Consider the following 21,083-nt stretch of genomic DNA (forward strand, 5'->3'; position numbering starts at 1 on the left):
ACGTGGAATACCTCAAGCGGGTCACGGGCGAACTGCGGCAGACCCGCCGCAAGCTGCGCGAGGCCGAGGACCGGAACAGCGAGCCCATCGCCATCGTCGCGATGAGCTGCCGGTTCCCCGGCGGTGTGCGTACGCCCGAGGACCTGTGGCGCCTGGTCGACGAGGGCGGCGACGCCATCGGACCGCTGCCCGAGGACCGCGGCTGGGACATCGCCGACCGCTACGACCCCGACCCCGACCGGCCGGGCACCTTCTCCACCCGCGAGGGCGGCTTCCTCGGCGACGCCGCCTCCTTCGACGCCGCGTTCTTCGGCATGAGCCCCCGCGAGGCGCTCGCCACCGACCCGCAGCAGCGGATCCTGCTCGAAGCGTCCTGGGAGGTCCTGGAACGCGCCGGGATCCGCCCGCAGTCGCTGCGGGGCAGCGCCACCGGCGTCTTCGTCGGCGCCGCCACCTCCGGCTACGGGCAGGGCCCGGTCGAGGTGCCCGAGGACGTGCACGGCCTGATGCTGGCCGGGAACGCGACCTCCGTCGCCTCCGGCCGCATCTCCTACGTGCTCGGCCTGGAGGGCCCCACGGTCACCGTCGACACGGCCTGTTCGTCCTCGCTGGTCGCCCTGCACTGGGCGGTGCAGGCGCTGCGGGCGGGGGAGTGCGACCTCGCGATGGCGGGCGGTGTCGCCGTGATGGCCACGCCCGGCCTCCTCTTCGAGTTCAGCCGGCAGCGCGGCCTCGCGCCCGACGGCCGCTGCAAGGCGTTCGCCGACTCCGCCGACGGCACCGGCTGGTCCGAGGGCGTCGGCCTGCTCCTGGTCGAGCGGCTCTCCGACGCCCGCCGCAACGGGCACCCCGTCCTCGCCGTGGTCCGCGGCTCCGCCGTCAACTCCGACGGCGCCTCCAACGGCCTGACCGCGCCCAACGGGCCCGCCCAGCAGCGCGTCATCGAGCAGGCCCTCGCCAACGCCGGGATCACCGCCGCCGACGTCGACGCCGTCGAGGCGCACGGCACCGGCACCACCCTCGGCGACCCGATCGAGGCCCAGGCCCTCCTCGCCACCTATGGCCGCGCCAAGGACGCCGAGCAGCCCCTGTTCCTGGGCTCCCTCAAGTCCAACCTCGGCCACACGCAGGCCGCAGCCGGTGTCGCCGGTGTCATCAAGACGGTCATGGCGCTCCAGCACGGCCGGCTGCCGCGCACCCTCCACGTCGACACGCCGTCCACCCACGTCGACTGGGACGCCGGGCACGTCCGGCTGCTCACCGAGCCCGCCGAGTGGCCCGTCACCGAGGGCCGTCCGCGCCGCGCCGCCGTCTCGTCCTTCGGTATCAGCGGCACCAACGCGCACACGATCCTGGAGGCGGCACCGGACGCGAACGAGGAGTCCCACGGCGCCGAGGAGGCCACCGCCGTACGGCTCCCGCTCGCGCCCTGGCTGCTGTCCGCGCGCGGCGCCGACGCCCTGCGCGGTCAGGCAGCCCGCCTCCTCGGCCACGTGGACGCGCACCCCGGTGACGACCCGCACGTCACCGCGCGCGCCCTCGCCACCACCCGGCAGGCCTTCGAACACCGCGCCGTCGTCCTCGCCGAGTCCACCGAGGCCGCCCGCGACGCCCTCGCCGCCCTCGCGGCGGGGGAGGAGCACCCGGCCGTCGTCACCGGCCGCACCCTGCGCGGCGCCACCGCGTTCCTCTTCTCCGGACAGGGCGCCCAGCGCCCCGGCATGGGCCGCGAACTGCACGCCGCGTTCCCCGCCTTCGCCCGCGCCTTCGACGAAATATGCGCCCACCTCGACCCCGAACTCGGCCTCCCCCTCCGGGACGCCGTCCTGGACGCCGCCCCGGACGACGAGGCGCTGCGCGAGACGGGCCTCGCCCAGCCGGCCCTGTTCGCTTTCGAGGTCGCCCTCTTCCGGCTCCTGGAGTCCTGGGGCGTCGCCCCCAAGTACGTCCTCGGCCACTCCCTGGGCGAACTGTCCGCCGCGCACGTCGCCGGCGTGTGGTCCCTGCCCGACGCCTGCCGTCTGGTCGCCGCCCGTGGCCGGCTCATGCAGGCGCTGCCCGAGGGCGGCGCCATGGTCGCCGTCGAGGCGGCCGAGGACGAGGTCACCGCACTGCTCACCCAGCACGGCGACGCCGTGTCCGTCGCCGCCGTCAACGGCCCGCGCGCCACGGTGATCTCCGGCGACACCGCCGTCGTCGAGGCCGTCGCCGCCGAACTCGGCGCCCGCGGCCGGACCACCCGCCGACTGCGTGTCTCGCACGCCTTCCATTCGGCGCGCATGGACACCGTCCTCGACGACTTCCGCGCGGTCGCCGAGAGCGTCATCGCGCACAAGCCGCGGCTGACCGTCGTCTCCAACCTCACCGGGCGCCCCGCCACCGCCGACGAACTCGCCTCCGCCGACTACTGGGTGCGCCACCTGCGCCACGCGGTCCGCTTCGCGGACGGCGTCGACTGGCTCGCCGCCCACGGCGTCACCCGCTACCTCGAACTCGGCCCCGACGCCACCCTCACCGCGCTCGCGCGCACCTGCCTGCCCGACGACACCACCGACCGGGTGTGCGTGCCGCTGCTGCGCAAGGACCGTCCCGAGGCGGTCACCCTCCTTGCCGGTGTCGCCACCGCCCACGCCCACGGCGTCCCCGTCGACCTCGACGCCCTGCTCGGCAACGACCCCGCCGACCCGCGCATCGCCCTGCCCACCTACGCCTTCACCCGCGACCGATACTGGCTGCGCCCCGCCCTCACCACCGCCGACGTCACCGGCGCGGGTCTGACCGGCACCGGGCACCCGCTGCTCGGCGCCGTCGTCCGGGTCGCCGACGACGACCGGGTCCTGCTCACCGGCCGCCTCTCCACGCGCGCCCAGCCGTGGCTCGCGGACCACACCGTCTCCGGCGCCGTCCTGCTGCCGGGCACCGCGTTCGTCGAGCTCGTCCTGCGCGCCGGTGAAGAGGTCGGCTGCTGCTTCCTCGACGACCTGACCCTGGAGGCACCGCTCGTCCTCACGGACGACACCGGCGTCCAGCTCCAGATCGCGCTCGGCGCGCCCGACGCCTCCGGCCGTCGCCCGGTCACCGTGTACGCGCGGCCCGACGCCGACGACGACAGCCCCTGGACCCGGCACGCCGCCGCCCTGCTCGCCCCGGCCCCCGCCGAGCCGGCCACCGGCCTCGCCGCTTGGCCGCCCGCGGACGGACAGCCGATCTCCCTCGACGGCTTCTACGAGGCCCTCGCCGCGCAGGGTTACCAGTACGGCCCCGTCTTCCAGGGCCTGCGCGCCGCCTGGCGGTCCGGCGACACCTGGTACGCCGAGATCGCCCTCCCCGAGGACCAGCACCGCGACGCGGCCCGCTACGGACTGCACCCCGCCCTCCTCGACGCCGCCCTGCACGCCCAGCTCACCGGCGACGGCAGCAGCGAGGGCAGCGGTCCGGGGCTGCCGTTCGCGTTCAGCGGCGTGAGCCTGCACGCCGTCGGCGCCACCGAGCTGCGTGTCCGCCTCGACCGCGGCCCCTCCGGCGCCGTACGCCTGACGCTCGCCGACGGCGCGGGAGACCCCGTCGCCGGCGTGGAGTCTCTCGTGAGCCGACCCGTCGTGGACGGAGCCCTGCGCGCTGCCCGCCCCGCCGACAGTGCCCTCTACGCGGTGCGCTGGAGCGGCGCCGAACTCGACTCCGCGCCGGACACCGACGGCTGGCGTGTGGCCGGCCAGGACCCGGCCGACGGCCTGGTCCCCGCGTGGCCGGTACTCGGCGGCGGCGACACGTCCTGCACCGTCGCCGTCGTGCCGTACGCCTCGCGCCCCGGGGAGACGCCCGCCGACGTGGCGGGCCGCACCCTGACCGACCTCCAGACCCTCCTTGCCGACCCGCGCACCGAGGACGCCCCTCTCGTCGTCGTCACCCGCGGAGCCGTCTCCGCCGACGGTGAGGACGTCACGGACCTGCCCGCCGCCGCGGTCTGGGGCCTGGTCCGTGCCGCACAGACCGAGAACCCCGGCCGCCTCGTCCTCGCCGACGTCGACGACACCGACGCCTCGCGGGCCGCGCTCGCCGCCGCCGTAGCCACAGGAGCAGCTCAACTGGTTCTGCGTCAGGGGCAGTTGCTGACCCCCGCGCTCACCCGTACCCCCGCCGCGGACCGGGCCCCCGCCTGGGACCCGGACGGTACGGTCCTGATCACCGGCGGCACCGGAGCGCTCGGCGCACTCGTCGCCCGCCACCTGGTCACCACGCACGGCGTGCGCTCACTGCTGCTGCTCTCCCGGCGCGGCGCCGACGCCCCCGGCGCCGACGAGCTGACGGCCGAACTCATCGCGCACGGCGCCGTCGTACGCGTCGAGGCCTGCGACGCCGCCGACCCCGAAGCCCTCGCCGCCGTCCTGGCCGCGCTCCCCGCCGACCGGCCGCTGCGTGGCGTCGTCCACACGGCCGGGGTGCTCGACGACGGCACCCTCGGCTCGCTCACCCCCGAGCGGCTCACCGCCGTCCTGCGGGCCAAGGCGGACGCCGCGCTGGCCCTGCACACCGCGACCGGCGGCGCCCACCTCACCGCGTTCGTGCTGTTCTCCTCCGCCTCGGGCCTCCTCGGCGGCGCCGGACAGGCCAACTACGCCGCCGCCAACACCGTCCTGGACGCCCTCGCCCACCACCGCCGCGCCGCCGGCCTCCCCGCCACCTCCCTGGCCTGGACCCTGTGGGACCACGACAGCGGCATGACCGGCGGACTCGGCGACGACGACCGGCGCCGCATCGCCGCCTCCGGGCTGCCCGCCCTCGACCCCGGCCGGGCGCTGCTCCTGCTCGACGAGGCCCTGAGCGGCGACGAGCCCTTGCTCGCACCCCTGCGCACCGAACCCGGCGCTCTGCGCGCCGCGGCCTTCGCCGGGCGCCTGCCCGCCCTGCTGCAAGGACTCGTCCCGGCGCCCGCCCGCCGCGCGGCCCGCGCCGCCGACACCGACTCCACCGCGCTTGGCCGCCGCCTCGCCGGACTGTCCGCGCCTGACCAGGAACGGCTCCTCCTCGACATCGTGCGCAAGCACGCCGCTGTCGCCCTCGGCCACGGCTCGGCCGGCGCCGTCGACGGCGAACAGTCCTTCAAGGACCTCGGCTTCGACTCCCTCACCTCCGTCGACCTCCGTAACCGGCTGAACGCCGAGACCGGTCTGCGGCTGCCCGCCACCCTCGTCTTCGACCACCCAAGGCCCAGCGCGCTCGCCCGGTACCTGGTCGGTCAACTCGCGGGTACGACCGAGCAGCTCGCCGCCGCCACGGTCGCTTCCGACCAGGACGACCCGGTCGTGATCGTCGGCATGGCCTGCCAGTACCCCGGCGGCGTCTCCTCGCCCGAGGACCTGTGGCGGTTCGTCTCCGAGGGCGGCGACGCCATCGGCGCCTTCCCCACCGACCGCGGCTGGGACCTGGACCGCCTGCCCGGCCTCGAGGCCGGATTCCTGTACGGCGCCACCCACTTCGACGCCTCCCTCTTCGGCATCGCGCCCCGCGAGGCCCTCGCCATGGACCCCCAGCAGCGCCTCCTCCTGGAGACCTCGTGGGAGACGTTCGAACGCGCGGGGATCGACCCGCTGTCCCTGCGCGGCAGCAGCACCGGCGTCTACGTCGGCGCCATGGGCTCCGGCTACGCCTCCGGGCTCGCCGACATCCCCGAGGGCATGGAGGGCTACATCGGGCTCGGCGTCTCCGGCAGCGTCATCTCCGGCCGGGTCGCCTACACGTTCGGCCTGGAAGGGCCGACCATGACCGTCGACACGGCCTGCTCCTCCGCCCTCGTAGCCCTGCACCTCGCGGCCCACGCGCTGCGCCAGGGCGAGTGCTCGATGGCCCTTGCGGGCGGCGTCACCGTCATGGCCACACCCGGCACCTACACCGAGTTCACCGCCCAGAACGGTCTCGCCGCCGACGGCCGGTGCAAGGCGTTCGCCGAAGCCGCCGACGGCACCAGCTTCTCCGAGGGCGTCGGCATGCTGCTCCTCGAACGGCTCTCCGACGCCCGGCGCAACGGCCACCCCGTCCTCGCCGTCGTCCGCGGCTCCGCCACCAACCAGGACGGCGCCTCCAACGGCCTGACCGCGCCCAACGGACCCTCCCAGGAACGCGTCATCCGGCAGGCCCTCGCCTCGGCCGGTCTTTCCGCGGCCGACGTCGACGCCGTCGAGGCGCACGGCACCGGCACCACCCTCGGCGACCCCATCGAGGCGCAGGCCCTGTTCGCCACCTACGGCCGCGAACACAGCCCTGAGCAGCCTTTGTCGCTCGGCTCCGCCAAGTCCAACTTCGGGCACACCCAGGCCGCCGCGGGCGCCGCGGGCGTCATCAAGATGGTCATGGCGATGCACCACGGCGAACTGCCGCGCACCCTGCACGTCGACGCACCCTCGCCGCACATCGACTGGTCCAGCGGCACCGTCGACCTGCTCACCGACCCCCGCCCCTGGCCCGCCCGGGACGGCCGGCCGCGCCGCGCCGGTGTCTCCTCCTTCGGTATCAGCGGCAGCAACGCCCACGTCGTCCTGGAGGAACCGCCCGCCGCCCCGCCGGCTGCCGAGCGGCCCGCACCCGCCGCCGTACCGCGCGTGCACCCCGTCTCCGGACACACCCCGGACGCGCTGCGCGCCCAGGCCGCGCGCCTGCGCACCCACCTGCTCCAGCAGGACGACGACGCCCACGACGCCCGCGACCTCGCGCACAGCCTCGCCGCCGCCCGCAACCCGCAGGCCCACCGGGCCGCGGTCGTCGCCGCCGACCGGGACGAGCTACTCACCGGCCTCGCCGCCCTCGCCGCCGGGGAGACGGCCCCGCACGTTACCACCGGCACCGCCGACGGCGGCCTGCTCGCCGTCCTCTTCAGCGGCCAGGGCGCCCAGCACCCCGGCATGGGCCGCGAACTCCACGCCACGCAGCCCGCCTTCGCCGAGACCTTCGACGCCGTCTGCGCCGAACTCGACCGCCACCTCGACGGACCGCCGCTGCGCGACGTGGTCTTCGCCGAAGACGACAGCGCCGAGGCCGCGCTCCTCGACCGCACCGCCTACACCCAGGCCGCCCTGTTCGCGTTCGGCACCGCCGCGCACGCCCTGGCCGTGTCCTGGGGCGTACGGGCCGACGTGCTCGGCGGCCACTCGATCGGCGAGCTGACCGCCGCGCACGCCGCCGGGGTGTTCGGCCTCGCCGACGCCTGCGCCCTGGTCGCCGCCCGCGGCCGGCTCATGCAGAACCTGCCCGAGGGCGGTGCCATGGCCGCGCTGGAGGCCACCGAGGACGAGGTCCTGCCGCTCCTCGACGGCCGCGCCGGGCGTGTGGCGATCGCCGCCGTCAACGGCCCCGTGTCCGTGGTGGTGTCCGGCCAGGCGGAGGACGTGGACGCGCTCGCCGCCGAGTTCGCCGGGCGGGGCCGCAAGACGCGGCGCCTGCGCGTCTCGCACGCCTTCCACTCGCCGCTCATGGACGCCATGCTCGACGACTTCCGCGCCGTCGCCTCCCGCGTCCGCTACGACGCCCCGGCCGTCCCGGTGGTCTCCAACCTCACCGGCGCTCTCGCCACCGGCGAAGACCTGGTCACCCCCGATTACTGGGTGCGCCACGTGCGCCAGGCCGTCCGCTTCGCCGACGGGGTGGGCGCGCTGGAGGCCGCGGGCGTCACGCACTTCCTGGAGCTCGGCCCCGACACCACCCTGACCACCCTCGTGCGGGACGGCGTCACCGACCCCGCCGCGGTCACCGCCGTGTCCCTGCTGCGCCGCGGCCTGCCCGAGGAGCGCACCGCCCTGCTCGCGGCCGCGGCCCTGCACGTCACCGGCCGCGCAGGCGTCCCCGCTCCGCCCCTCGACACCGGGGCGCGGACCGTACCGCTGCCGACCTACGCCTTCCAGCGGGAGCGCTTCTGGCTGGAGTCGTCCGCGGCCCCGGCCGCCTCCGGCGAGGACTCCGCGTTCTGGGACCTCGTCCGGGCCGCCGACCCCGCCGCGCTCGCCGAGCGGCTCTCCGTCGCGGCCGACGCCCCGCTCAGCACCGTCCTGCCCGCGCTCGCCGCATGGCGCGACGAGGACCGCAAGCAGGAGGAGAGCCGGCGCTGGGAGCACCGTGTGGTGTGGCGCCCCGCCGCGGAGGGCGGTGCCGCCACGCTCACCGGCACGTGGCTCGTCGCCGTCCCCAGCAGGCTCGCCGGCAGCCCGTGGGCGCGCTCCGTCGCCGGCGCGCTCACCGCGCACGGGGCGGACGTCCGCATCCTGCCCGTGGACTGCGCCACCGCCGATCGTGAGGGGCTGACGAGGGCTCTCGGCGCCCTGCGCCAGGAGGGCGACAGCGCCGCTGCCGGCCGTGACGGGCTGACCACCGCCGTCACCGGTTCGCGCCAAGACGCCGCCCCCGCCTGGACGGGTGTCCTCTCCCTGCTGGCCGCCGACACCGAGCCGCTGCCCGCGCACGAAGCCGTTCCGGCCGGTCTCGCCGCGACCACCGCTCTCCTCCAGGCCCTCGCCGACGGCGCCGCCGGGGCCGACCCGGTCCGCCTGTGGGCGCTCACCGCCGGGGCGACCGGTGTGCTCGGCACCGAGGCACCCGCCGTACCCGAACAGGCCGCCGTCTGGGGTCTGGGACGCACCGCGGCCCTGGAACACCCCCAGCTGTGGGGCGGCTTGGTGGACCTGCCCGCGGGCACCGAGACCGCCGTCGCCACCGACGTGGCCCGGCGCCTGGTGGCAGCCCTCGCCGACACCTCCGGTGAGGACCAGATCGCCGTCCGCGGCGCCGGGACCTTCCTGCGCCGCCTCGAACACGCCCCGGCCGGGCCGACGGCGGTGACCGCCCCGGACTGGACCGGCACCGTCCTGCTCACCGGCGCGACCGGCGCGCTCGGCCTGCGCACCGCGACCTGGCTCGCCGCGCAGGGTGCCGCCCGTATCGTCGCCGCGAGCCGCTCGGGCGCGGGCTCCGACGGCGCGGCCCGCCTGAAGGACGCCCTCGCCGACACCGGCACGGAACTCGTCCTGGCCGCCTGCGACACCGCCGACCGCGACGCGCTCGCCGCCCTGCTCGCCGAGCACCCCGTGGACGCCGTCGTGCACACCGCGGGCGTCCTCGACGACCGGCTCCTGGACACCATGGACCCAGGCGCACTGGACCGCGTCCTGCGGCCCAAGCTGGCCGCCGCCCGCAACCTCGACGAGCTGACCCGCGACCGCGACCTCACCGCGTTCGTCCTGTACTCGTCGGTCTCCGGCACCCTCGGCACCATCGGGCAGGCCAACTACGCGGCCGCCAACGCCTACTTGGACGCCCTCGCCGAGGCGCGCAGGGCCGCCGGACGGCCGGCCACCTCACTGGCCTGGGGCCCCTGGGGAGGCGGCGGCATGGCCACCGCCGACGCCGACACCGAGGCCCGGATGCGCCGCGGCGGCGTCAACCCGCTCGACCCGGGCAGGGCGGCCGACGCCCTCGGCCGGGCCGTCGCCCGCCCCGACGCGGTCCTCGCCCTCGCCGACATCGACTGGGCCCGCTTCGCCCCCGGCTTCACCACCTCCAGGACCAGCCCGCTCCTCGCCGACCTCCCCGAGGTCCGCGACGTGCTCGCCCAGCGCCCGGAGACCGCCGCGGGCGCCCCCGAGGCCCTGCGCGACCGGCTCGCCGGACAGTCCGCCGCCGAACGCGAGCGCACCCTGACCGCCCTCGTACGGGCCGAGGCCGCCGCCGTACTCGGCCACACCGGCACCGACCGGGTCGGCGCCACGACGGCGTTCAACGCGCTCGGGTTCGACTCCCTCATGGCCGTCGAGTTGCGCAACCGCATCGGCGCCGCCACCGGCCTCGCCCTGCCCGCCACGCTCCTCTTCGACCAGCCGAGCGCGCAGGCGCTCGCCGGATACCTGCGCGGCCGGCTTACCGAGGACACCGACGGCGCGGCCGCGGTCCTCGCCGGACTCGACTCCCTGGAGGCCGCCCTCGACGGGCTGCCCGAGGACGACGTCCGGCGCGACCGCATCGGCGCCCGCCTCCAGGCGCTGCTCGGACGGTTCGGCGGCACGGTCGCCGTCACCACCGTGCCCGCGTCCGCGGACGGCGGCGACGTGAGCGACCGGCTCGAGGCCGCCGGCGCGGACGAGATCTTCGACTTCATCGAGAACGACCTCGGCATCTCCTGACGAGACGGCTCACGAGACGGCTCATGAGACGGCTGACCAGACGGCTGACGAGACGGCCACGGGACCTAGAACGGGTGAGAACGCATGACCGATGAGGACAAGCTCCTCGGCTACCTGAAGAAGGTCACGGCCGACCTGCACCAGACGCGCCGGCGCCTGGCCGCGGCCGAGGCGCAGCAGAGCGAACCCATAGCGATCGTCGCGATGGGCTGCCGCTTCCCCGGCGGCGTCGGCGGCCCCGACGACCTGTGGCACCTGCTCGACCAGGGCACCGACGCCATGACCGAGTGGCCGCGCGACCGCGGCTGGGACATCGACGCGCTCTACGACCCGACGCCCGGAACCCCCGGCCGCAGCTACACCCGTACCGGCGGATTCATCGACCGCGTCGGCGACTTCGACGCCGGGTTCTTCGGCATCTCGCCCCGCGAGGCCGTCGGCACCGACCCGCAGCAGCGCATCCTCCTGGAGATCTGCTGGGAGGCCCTGGAGCGGGCGGGCATCGACCCGCTCGCCCTGCGCGGCAGCCGCACCGGCGTGTTCTCCGGCACCAACCTCCAGGACTACACGACGCTGCTGAGCCACTCCGACAACGCGGGTGACGACGGTGTCGGCAACTCGCCCAGTGTCCTGTCCGGCCGGATCTCGTACACCCTCGGACTGGAGGGCCCGGCGGTCTCCGTCGACACCGCCTGCTCGTCCTCCCTGGTCACCCTGCACCTGGCGGCGCAGGCGCTGCGCGCGGGGGAGTGCGACCTCGCCCTGGCCGGCGGCGTCACCGTCATGTCGACGCCCACGATCTTCCTGGAGTTCAGCCGGCAGCGCGGCCTGTCGGCGGACGGCCGCTGCCGCGCCTTCGCGGACGCCGCCGACGGCACCGCCTGGGGCGAGGGCGCGGGCGTCCTCGTCGTCGAACGGCTCTCCGACGCCCGCCGCAACGGCCACCCCGTCCTCGCCGTGGTGCGCGGCTCCGCCGTCAACCAGGACGGCGCCTCCAATGGCCTGACCGCGCCCAACGGGCCCTCCCAGGAACGCGTCATCTGGCAGGCGCTGAAGGCGGCGCGTCTCGTGCCCGCCGACGTCGACGCCGTCGAGGCGCACGGCACCGGCACCACCCTCGGCGACCCCATCGAGGCCCAGGCCCTGCTCGCCACCTACGGCCAGGACCGGCCCGCCGACCGGCCGCTGCTCCTCGGCTCCGTCAAGTCGAACATCGGCCACACCCAGGCCGCCGCAGGCGTCGCGGGCATCATCAAGACGGTGCTCGCGCTGCGCGCCGGACGGCTGCCCGCCACCCTCCACGTCGACCGGCCCAGCGACCACGTCGACTGGACCGCCGGACGCGTCGAACTCCTCACCGAGAACCGCGCCTGGCCCGACACCGGCGACCGGCCCCGCCGCGCGGGCGTCTCCTCCTTCGGCGTCAGCGGCACCAACGCCCACGTCATCCTCGAACAGGCCCCGCCGGCCGAGAACGACGTCGTAGCCGCACCCGCCGACGACACCCCCCGCCCCCGCGCCTTCACCGTCTCAGGACGCACCGCCGCCGCCCTGCGCGACCAGGCCGGGCGCCTCGCCGCCCACCTGCGCGCCGCCCCGGACACCGCACGGCACCCCGCCGACCTCGCCTGGTCCCTCGCGGCCACCCGCCCGGCACTCGAACACCGCGCCGCCGTCGTCGCCCCCGACCTCGACGTACTGCTGCGCGGCCTGACCGCCCTCGCCGACGGGATCCCCGACCCGGCCGTGGTCCGCGGCGTCGCCGACACCGAGGGCGACCCGGTCTTCCTCTTCCCCGGCCAGGGCCCGCAGTGGGAGGGCATGGCGGTCGAACTGCACGCGGCCGACGCCCGGTTCCGTACCGCATTCGACGAAGCCGCCGCGGCCGTCGAGGCGTTCACCGACTATCGCGTCCTCGACGTCCTGCGCGGCGCCCCCGGCGCCCCGCCCCTCGACCGCCTCGACGTCGTCCAGCCCACCCTGTTCGTCGTCTGCGTCGCCCTCGCACGCCTGTGGATGGCGTGCGGGGTGCGCCCGGCCGCCGTGGCCGGGCAGAGCCAGGGCGAGATCGCCGCCGCGCACATCGCGGGCGTCCTCACCCTGGAGGACGCCGCCCGCGTCGTCGTCACCCGCTCGCGTGAACTGACCGCGATCACTGGCCGCGGCGGCATGGTCGCCGTCCCGCTGCCCCTCGCCGAGGTCGAGCAACTCCTCGCCCCGTACGAGGGCCGGATCTCCGTCGGCTCGGTCACAGGGCCGCGTTCCGTCACCGTCTCCGGCGACGCCGGACCGCTCGCCGAACTCTTCACCCGCCTCACCGACGACGGCATCCGCGCCCGCCGCGTCCCCGTCGACTACGCCTCGCACTGCGGCCAGGTCGAAGAGGTCAAGGACGCCCTGCTCGCCGGGTTCGCGCCGGTGCGCCCGCGCCCCGCCGAGATCCCCTTCCACTCCACCGTCACCGGCGCCCGCGTCGAGGACACCACCACCCTCGACGGCGCCTACTGGTACGAGAACATCCGCCGCACCGTCCGCTTCGAGACCACCGTGCGCACCCTCGCCGACGCGGGCCACCGCGTCTTCGTCGAGGCGGGCCCGCACCCCGTCGTCACCACCGCCGTCGGCGACATCCTGGAGGACCTCGGCATCACCGACGGCGCGGTCCTCGGCTCGCTGCGCCGCTCCGAGGGCGGACCCGACCGCTTCCTCGCCTCCGTCGCCGCGCTCGCCGTCCGCGGCGGCCCGGTCGACTGGACCGCCGTCCACGACGAGCCCGCCCACCGCGTGGACCTGCCCGTCTACGCCTTCCAACGCCGCCGCTACTGGCCCGGGTTCAGTGCCGACGACGCCACCACCGAGCCCGCCGCGGGCACCGCCGACGCGCCCTTCTGGGAGGCCGTCGACTCCGGCGACCTCACCACCCTCGCCACCGCGCTCGACCTCGACGAGGCGACCGTCGCCACCCTCGCCCCGGCCCTGGCCGGCTACCGGCGGCGCAGCACCGACCGCGCCACCGCCGACCGCTGGCGCTACCGCATCGCATGGTCACCGCTCCAGGTCACCGACTCGCCCTCGCTCAGCGGCCGTTGGGTGCTCGTCGTGCCGCGCGGCCACGAAGACGGGCCCGAGGCCACCGCCGTACGGGACGCGCTGACCCGCGCGGGCGCCGAGTGCCTGCCCGTCGTCGTCGACGCTCGCGCCGACCGTGCAGTCCTCGCCGACGCCCTGGCCGACCCGGTCGCCGAGGCCCGCGGCCTCCTCTCCCTCCTCGCTCTGGACGACACACCGCACCCCGAACACCCGCTACTGCCCGGCGGGTTCGCCGCCACGGTCGCTCTCGTGCAGGCGATGGACGACCGGGGCGCCCGCCTCCCGGTCTGGTTCCTGACCAGCGGCGCCGTCGCCACCGGCCCCGACACCGCACCCACCCACCCCGCCCAGGCGCTCGTATGGGGCTTCGGACGCGTCGTCGCCCTCGAACAGGCCGACAGCTGGGGCGGCCTCATCGACCTGCCCGAACAGTGCGACCGGCGCGCCGCTGACCGGATCGTCGCCGTACTCGCCGGAACCGACCACGAGGACCAGGTCGCCGTCCGCGCCACCGGCGTCCTCGGCCGCCGCCTGGAGCGCGCCGCCATCGGCGGACTGCCCGGCCGCCGCGCCTGGAACCCGCAGGGCACGGTCCTCGTCACCGGCGGCACCGGCGCCCTCGGCCGCCACGTCGCCCGCTGGCTCGCCCGTACCGGCGCAGCCCACCTCCTGCTCGTCAGTCGCTCAGGCCCCGAGGCGGAGGGCGCCGCAGAGCTGCTCGCCGAGCTGACGGCCACCGGCGCCCGCGCCGACCTCGTCGCCTGCGACATCGCCGACCCGGCCGACCTCGCCGCGCTCCTTGCCTCCATCCCGGAGGAGCGGCCCCTCACCGCCGTCTTCCACACCGCCGCCGTCCTCGACGACGGCGTCATCGGCTCCCTCACCCCCGAGCGCCTCGCCGAAGTCCTACGGGTCAAGGTCGGCGGCGCCCTCAACCTGGACGCCGCCACCGCGGGCCTCGACCTGACCGCCTTCGTCCTGTTCTCGTCGTCGTCCGGCGTCTTCGGCAGCCCGGGCCACGGCAACTACGCCCCCGGCAACGCCTACCTCGACGCCCTCGCCCAGGACCGCCGCGCCCGCGGCCTGCCCGCCACGGCGGTCGCCTGGAGCGGCTGGGCCGACGGCGGCATGGCCTCCGGCACCGTCGGCGAACGCCTCCAGCGCCACGGCGTCCGCCTCATGGACCCGGCCGTCGCCTGCACCGCCCTCCAGGACGCCCTCGAACAGGACGACACCACGCTCGTCGTCACCGACATCGACTGGGAGGTCTTCGGCGCCGAACTCGACAAGGGCCGCCCGCGCCGCCTCTACACCGGGCTCCCCGACCTCGAACGGCTCCGCGCCCAGCGCCCGTCCACCGCCCCGAGCGGTTCCGCCGACGACGGCGACGACGTACTCGCGGCCATCGCGGCCCTCGGTGAGGCGGACCGGCGTCAGGCCCTGCTCGACCTGGTGCGCGGACACATCGCCTACGTCCTCAACCACCCGAGCCCCGACGACGTCGAACCCGCCCGCGCCTTCCGCGAGTTGGGCTTCGACTCCCTCACCGCCGTCGAACTGCGCAACACCCTCGGCGAGGCGACCGGCATGCGCCTGCCCGCCACCCTCGTCTACGACTACCCGACCCCGGCCGCGCTCGCCGAGCACCTCAGCGAGCGGCTGGCCCCGGCCGGCCGTGCGGTGTCTGCCGGCGCCACCGCCCCGGCCCGCCGGGAATCCGCCGAAGACCCCGTCGTCATCGTCGGCATGGCCTGCCGCTTCCCCGGCGACGCCGACACCCCCGAGCGGTTCTGGCAGCTCCTCAGCGACGGCACCGACGCCCTTGGCCCCTTCCCGGAGGACCGCGACTGGGACGTGGCGGCCCTGTACGACCCGGAGCCCGGCAAGGCGGGCCGCTCCTCCACCCGCGTCGGCGGTTTCCTCGACGGCTTCGCCGACTTCGACCCCGGAGTCTTCAACATCTCGCCCCGCGAGGCACTCGCGACGGACCCGCAGCAGCGGCTGCTCCTGGAGATGGCGTGGGAGTCGTTCGAGCGGGCGGGCATCGACCCGCGCAGTCTGCGCGGCAGCCGTACCGGCGTCTTCGCGGGCACGAACTACCAGGACTACACAGCCCGTCCGATCGCACCCGGCGACGAGGTCGGCGCCCACCTCGGCACCGGCAACTCGGCCAGCGTCCTGTCGGGCCGCATGTCCTACACGTTCGGCCTCGAAGGCCCGGCGGTCACCGTCGACACCGCCTGCTCGTCGTCCCTGGTCGCCCTGCACCTGGCGGCACAGGCCCTGCGCAACGGGGAGTGCGACCTCGCGCTGGCCGGCGGCGTGACGGTGATGTCGACCCCCGGTCTCTTCGTGGATTTCAGCCGTCAGCAGGGTCTCGCGGCGGACGGCCGCTGCAAGGCGTTCGCGGACGGGGCCGACGGTACGGGCTTCTCGGAGGGCGGTGGCCTGCTGCTCGTGGAGCGGCTGTCCGACGCCCGGCGTCATGGGCATCCGGTCCTCGCCGTGGTGGCGGGTTCGGCGGTCAACCAGGACGGTGCGTCCAATGGGCTGAGCGCGCCGAACGGCCCCTCGCAGCAGCGAGTCATCCGCGCCGCGCTGGCTTCCGCCGGGCTGTCCTCGCAGGATGTGGACGCGGTGGAGGCGCACGGCACGGGCACCAGGCTGGGCGACCCGATCGAGGCGCAGGCGCTGCTCGCCACGTACGGCCAAGGCCGTGCGGAGGACCGGCCGTTGTGGCTGGGATCGGTGAAGTCGAACGTCGGCCACACCCAGGCGGGTGCCGGTGTGGCGGGTGTCATGAAGATGGTCCTGGCGATGCGGCACGGTGTGCTGCCGGCGACGCTGCACGTGGACGCACCGTCCTCGCACGTGGACTGGGAGCAGGGCGCGGTAGCGCTCCTGACCGAGGCGCGGGAGTGGCCTGAGACGGGGGAGCGCCCGCGTCGCGCGGGAGTGTCGTCCTTCGGTATCAGCGGAACGAACGCCCATATCGTCCTGGAAGCCCCGCCCGAGGAAGCGCAGGGGGAGGAGCCGGCCGCATGGGCGGGCCCGGTGCCCTGGGTCCTGTCCGCCCGCAGCCAGGACGCTCTGCGCGACCAGGCCGCCCGGCTGCTCGACCACGTCGCCGCGCACCCCGATGTCCGGCCCGCCGACACCGCGTTGGCGCTGGCGACCACCCGGACACCCTTCACCCACCGGGCCGTCCTCGTCGGCGCCGACCACGACGGGCTCACGACCCAACTCCGCGCGCTGGCAGACGGATCCCAGCCGTCCGGCACGGCCCGCTCCGGCGGCCGCACGGCGTTCCTGTTCACCGGGCAAGGGGCCCAGCGCCTCGGCATGGGCCGCCAACTGCGCGCCGCATACCCGGTGTTCGCGGAGACCTTCGACGCCGTGTGCGAGCGCGTCCCCGGGCTTACCGAGGCGGTGTCCGGTGATGACGCAGATCTCCTCAACCGCACCGAGTACGCCCAGCCCGCCCTCTTCGCCTTCGAGGTCGCTCTCCACCGCCTGCTCGAATCCTGGGGGGTGCGACCCGACCTCGTAGCCGGGCACTCCATCGGCGAGATCGCGGCCGCCCACGTCGCAGGGGTGTTCGACCTGGATGACGCCTGCGCCCTGGTCGCCGCCCGCGGCCGCCTCATGCAGGCCCTGCCGTCCGGCGGGGCGATGGCCTCCGTACGGGCCGCCGCGGACGAGGTGGCGCCGCTCATCGCCGGCCGCGAGCACGAAGTCGGCATCGCCGCCCTCAACGGGCCCCGGGCGACGGTGGTCTCCGGCACCGAGTCGGCCGTGGACGAGATCTGCGCCCACTTCTCGGCGGCCGGACGGCGCACCACTCGGCTGCGGGTCAGCCACGCCTTCCACTCGCCCCTGATGGACCCGGTGCTCGACGACTTCCGTGCCGTCGCCACCCGGATCTCGTACTCCGAACCGACCCTGACCCTGGTCTCCGGGCGGACCGGCGAGAGCGCCGCGCCCGGACTGCTCACCGACCCCGAGTACTGGGTGCGGCACGTACGCGAACCGGTCCGCTTCCACGACTGCGTCACACACCTGCACGGCCTCGGCGCCCGCCGCTTCCTCGAGGTCGGGCCCGACGGCCCGCTCACCACGCTCGCCGAGTCCGCGCTCACCGAGCAGGAGGCGTCGAGCACGGACGAATCCCTGTTCGTGGCGGCCGTCCTGCGCGACAAGCCCGAGACGGAGCGCCTGCTCACCGCCGTCGGCACGCTGTTCACGCACGGCGTCGCACCCGACTGGGCGGCGATGCTGCCCGGCGCCCGCGTCGTGCCGCTGCCCACCTACGCCTTCCAGCGACAGCGGTACTGGCTGCCGACCGTGGCCCCGGCCGGTGACCCCGAGGCCGCCGGACTGCGCACCGCCGAGCACCCCTTCCTCGGCGCCGAGATCACCCGGGCGGACTCCGACGGCCTGCTGTTCACCGGACGCCTCTCCCTGCGCAGCCACCCGTGGCTCGCCGACCACACCGTCCTCGGCCAGGCCATCCTGCCCGCCACCGGCTACCTCGACCTCGCCGTGCACATCGGCGACCGCACCGGCTGCGGACACCTGAGCGAACTCACCCTGCTCAGTCCGCTCGTGGTGCCGGCCGAGGGCGCCGCACGACTCCAGGTCACCGTGGACGGCGCGGACGACACCGGCCGCCGCGCCTTCACCGTCTGGTCCCGGCCCGCCGATGACGACGGCGACTGGCAGCGGCACGCGCAGGGCGTCCTCGCCCCGCAGGCGCCGCCCGCCCCGGCCGACGACCTGACGGCCTGGCCCCCGCCGGGCGCCGTGGAGATCTCCGCCGCCGAAGATCCCTACGCGGCCTTCGCCGCCGCCGGGTTCGCCTACGGGCCCAGCTTCCAGGGTCTCGGCACCGTGTGGGAGCGCGGCGACGAGGTGTACGCCGAGGTCGCGCTGCCCGAGCCGTACCGGCAGGACGCCGCGCACCACGCCCTGCACCCGGCGCTGCTCGACGCGGCCGTGCAGACGCTCCTTGTCCGCCGCCCCGGAGTACGGGACGACGAGCACGAGGCGGTGCCGATGCTGCCGTTCGCCTGGACCGGTCTCACCCTGCACGCCACCGGCGCGACCGCGCTGAGGGTACGCCTCACCCCGGCCGGCCACGACCACGGCTACCGGGTCCTTGTCACCGACACCACAGGACAGCCCGTCGCCACCGCCGACTCGATCACCCTGCGGGCCGTCTCCGCCGCCCCCGCCACGGACACCAGCCGGCCCGAACTGCTGCGCCTGGACTGGCCGGAGCTCATTCCGGCCCCCGAGGCCCCGCGTCCGGGCACGGTGCGCTGGATCCTCCTCGGCGAGGGCGACGACCGCGTGGCCGCCGCTCTCGACGCGGCCGGGGTCCACCTGGAGACCTACGCCGACCTGGAGGCCCTCGCCAAGGCCGTCGACACCGGCATGACCATGCCCGACGTGGTCCTCGCCGCCCCCGAGGCCCATGGCCAGGCCGTGCCCGAGACGGTCCGCGGCCACCTCGCCCGCGCCCACGAGCTGATGTGCGGCTGGCTCGCCGACGAGCGGTTCGCCGACGCGCGTCTCGCGTTCGTCACCCGTTCCGCGATCACCGCGGGCGGCAACACGCAGCCTGATGTGGCGGGCGCCGCTCTCTGGGGCCTGGTCCGCTCCGGCCAGGCCGAACACCCCGGCCGCTTCCAGCTGGTGGACCTGGCCGGTGACGTCGAGGACGGCGACGACCCCGCCCTGCTCGCCGCCGTCGCCTGCGGACACCCGCAGTCGGCCGTCCGGGGCGGCCGTGTCCTGCGCCCCGACGTCGCACCGGCCGCGACCGGCGACGCGCCCGCACTCGCGGACGGCACGGTACTGGTCACCGGCGCCACCGGCACGCTCGGCCGCGCCATCGCCCGCCACCTCGTCACCCGGCACGGCGTACGCTCCCTGCTCCTGGCGGGGCGGCGCGGACCCGCGGCCGACGGAGCGGACGCCCTCGTCGCCGAACTGACCGAGCTGGGCGCCCACGTCCACTTGGCGGCATGCGACGTCGCCGAACGCGCTGACGTGCGGCGCCTGTTGCACCGCGTCCCAGCCGGCCTGCCGCTGACCGGAGTCGTCCACGCGGCCGGTGTCACCGACGACGCCGTCCTCACCGCCCTCGACGGCGAACGCTTCGACACCGTGCTCCGGCCGAAGGCGGACGGAGCCTGGCACCTGCACGAGCTCACGGCAGGCCACCGGCTCGCCGCGTTCGTGCTGTTCTCCTCCGCCGCGGGCACCTTCGGCGCCCCGGGCCAGGCCAACTACGCCGCGGCCAACGGCTTCCTCGACGGACTCGCCGCCCTGCGGCACTCCGCCCAACTGCCCGCCGCCTCCATCGCCTGGGGGCTGTGGGACGACAACAGCGGTATCACCGGTCGCCTCTCCGACACCGACCGCGGCCGCCTTGCCCGCGGCGGCCTGCGACCCCTGGCCGCCGAGGACGCCCTCGCCCTCCTGGACGACGCGCTGGCCACCACCGACCCCTCGGTGATCGCCGTCGCCGCCGCCTCCGGCCGGTCCGGCGTACGGGCGATGGTGCGGCCCGCCGCCCCGACGGCCGTCCGCAGGGTCGCGGCCGGTGCCTCCGCGGCATCCCCGGGGAACCTCGTCGCCGGACGCACCCCCGAAGAGGGCCGCGGTCTGCTGACCGGCCTGGTGCGGGAGCTGGCGGCGACCGTCCTGGGGCACGCGGGCCCGGACGAGATAGAACCCGACCGGCTCTTCACCGAGCAGGGCTTCGACTCCCTGACCGTGGTCGAGCTGCGCAACCACCTCGCCACCGCCACCGGCCTGAAGCTCGCCCCCACCCTCCTGTTCGACCACGCGACCCCGGAGGCGCTCGCCGCCCACCTGCACGGCAGGCTCGGCGAACAGGCCGCACCGGGCAGCGCGGACACCGGTCAGGACCGTACGGCAGCTGCCTCCACCGCCGTACGACCGGGGGACACCATCGGCGGACTGTTCAAGCGGGCATGCCTGGACGGCCGGGTCGACGACGGCTTCACCCTGCTGCAGGCCGCGGCCGAACTGCGCCCGACCTTCACCTCGCCGGACGAACTCGCCACCACCCCCGGCGCGATCCGCCTCTCGGCCGGTGACACCGACGCCCCGCTGGTCTGCTTCAGCTCCTACGTGGCCCTCGCCGGCGTCCACCAGTACGCCCGGTTCGCCTCCGCCTTCCGCGGGCGGCGCGACGTGTGGGCGCTGCCCACCCAGGGCTTCGGCACCGGGGAGGCGCTGCCCGCCACCTTCGACGCCGTCGCCGACCTGCACGCGGACGCGGTGCACCGCACCGTGGGCGACACCCCGCCCGTCCTGCTCGGCTCGTCCTCCGGCGGCGTCCTCGCCCTGTCGACGGCCAGGCGGATGCAGGAGCGGGGCGCCGCACCGGCAGCCGTCGTCCTGCTCGACACCTACATGCCGCGCGCGGACTCACCGTTCCTGCGGTTCTCCCAGCAGATGCTGGCCGGGATGTTCGACCGCGAGTCGATGTTCGCGCACATGGACTCCGACCGGCTCACCGCGATGAGCTGGTACGTGGCCATGATCGGCGAGTGGGAGCCGGGCCCCCTCGACTGCCCGGTCCTCCTTGTCCGCTCCACCGAGCCCCCGGTGCCCGCCGCGCCCGGCGAGGAGCTGCGGCCCGAGGACTGGCAGACGTCGTGGGAGCGGGCGCACACCGTGCTCGAGGTCCCCGGCAACCACTTCACGATGATGGAGGACCACGCCCGCTCCACGGCCGGGGCCACCGACACCTGGCTGACCGGCCTCGGCGCCTGACAGCAGTCCGTAAGGCCGAGG

The 21,083-nt window shown here is 75.7% G+C and carries 2 protein-coding genes; both read left to right on the forward strand.

Going from position 1 to position 21,083, the window contains the following annotated elements:
• The first annotated feature begins 2 nt into the window (after positions 1 to 2).
• Positions 3 to 10,160 (forward strand): type I polyketide synthase, encoded by a 10,158-nt coding sequence (locus tag ACH4RC_RS29090; protein ID WP_398206186.1) that lies wholly within the window; start codon positions 3 to 5, stop codon positions 10,158 to 10,160.
• Between the two features lie 84 nt (positions 10,161 to 10,244).
• On the forward strand, positions 10,245 to 21,062 hold the full coding sequence (locus ACH4RC_RS29095; protein WP_398206166.1) for a type I polyketide synthase: 10,818 nt from the start codon (positions 10,245 to 10,247) through the stop codon (positions 21,060 to 21,062).
• Positions 21,063 to 21,083 lie beyond the last annotated feature (21 nt).

This window comes from Streptomyces sp. NPDC016845, assembly GCF_044332585.1.
GTDB lineage: Bacteria > Actinomycetota > Actinomycetes > Streptomycetales > Streptomycetaceae > Streptomyces.

Excerpts from the sequence above, each read along its gene's own strand:
- ACH4RC_RS29095 (WP_398206166.1), top strand. The coding sequence starts at position 10,245 with ATGACCGATGAGGACAAGCTCCTCGGCTACCTGAAGAAGGTCACGGCC.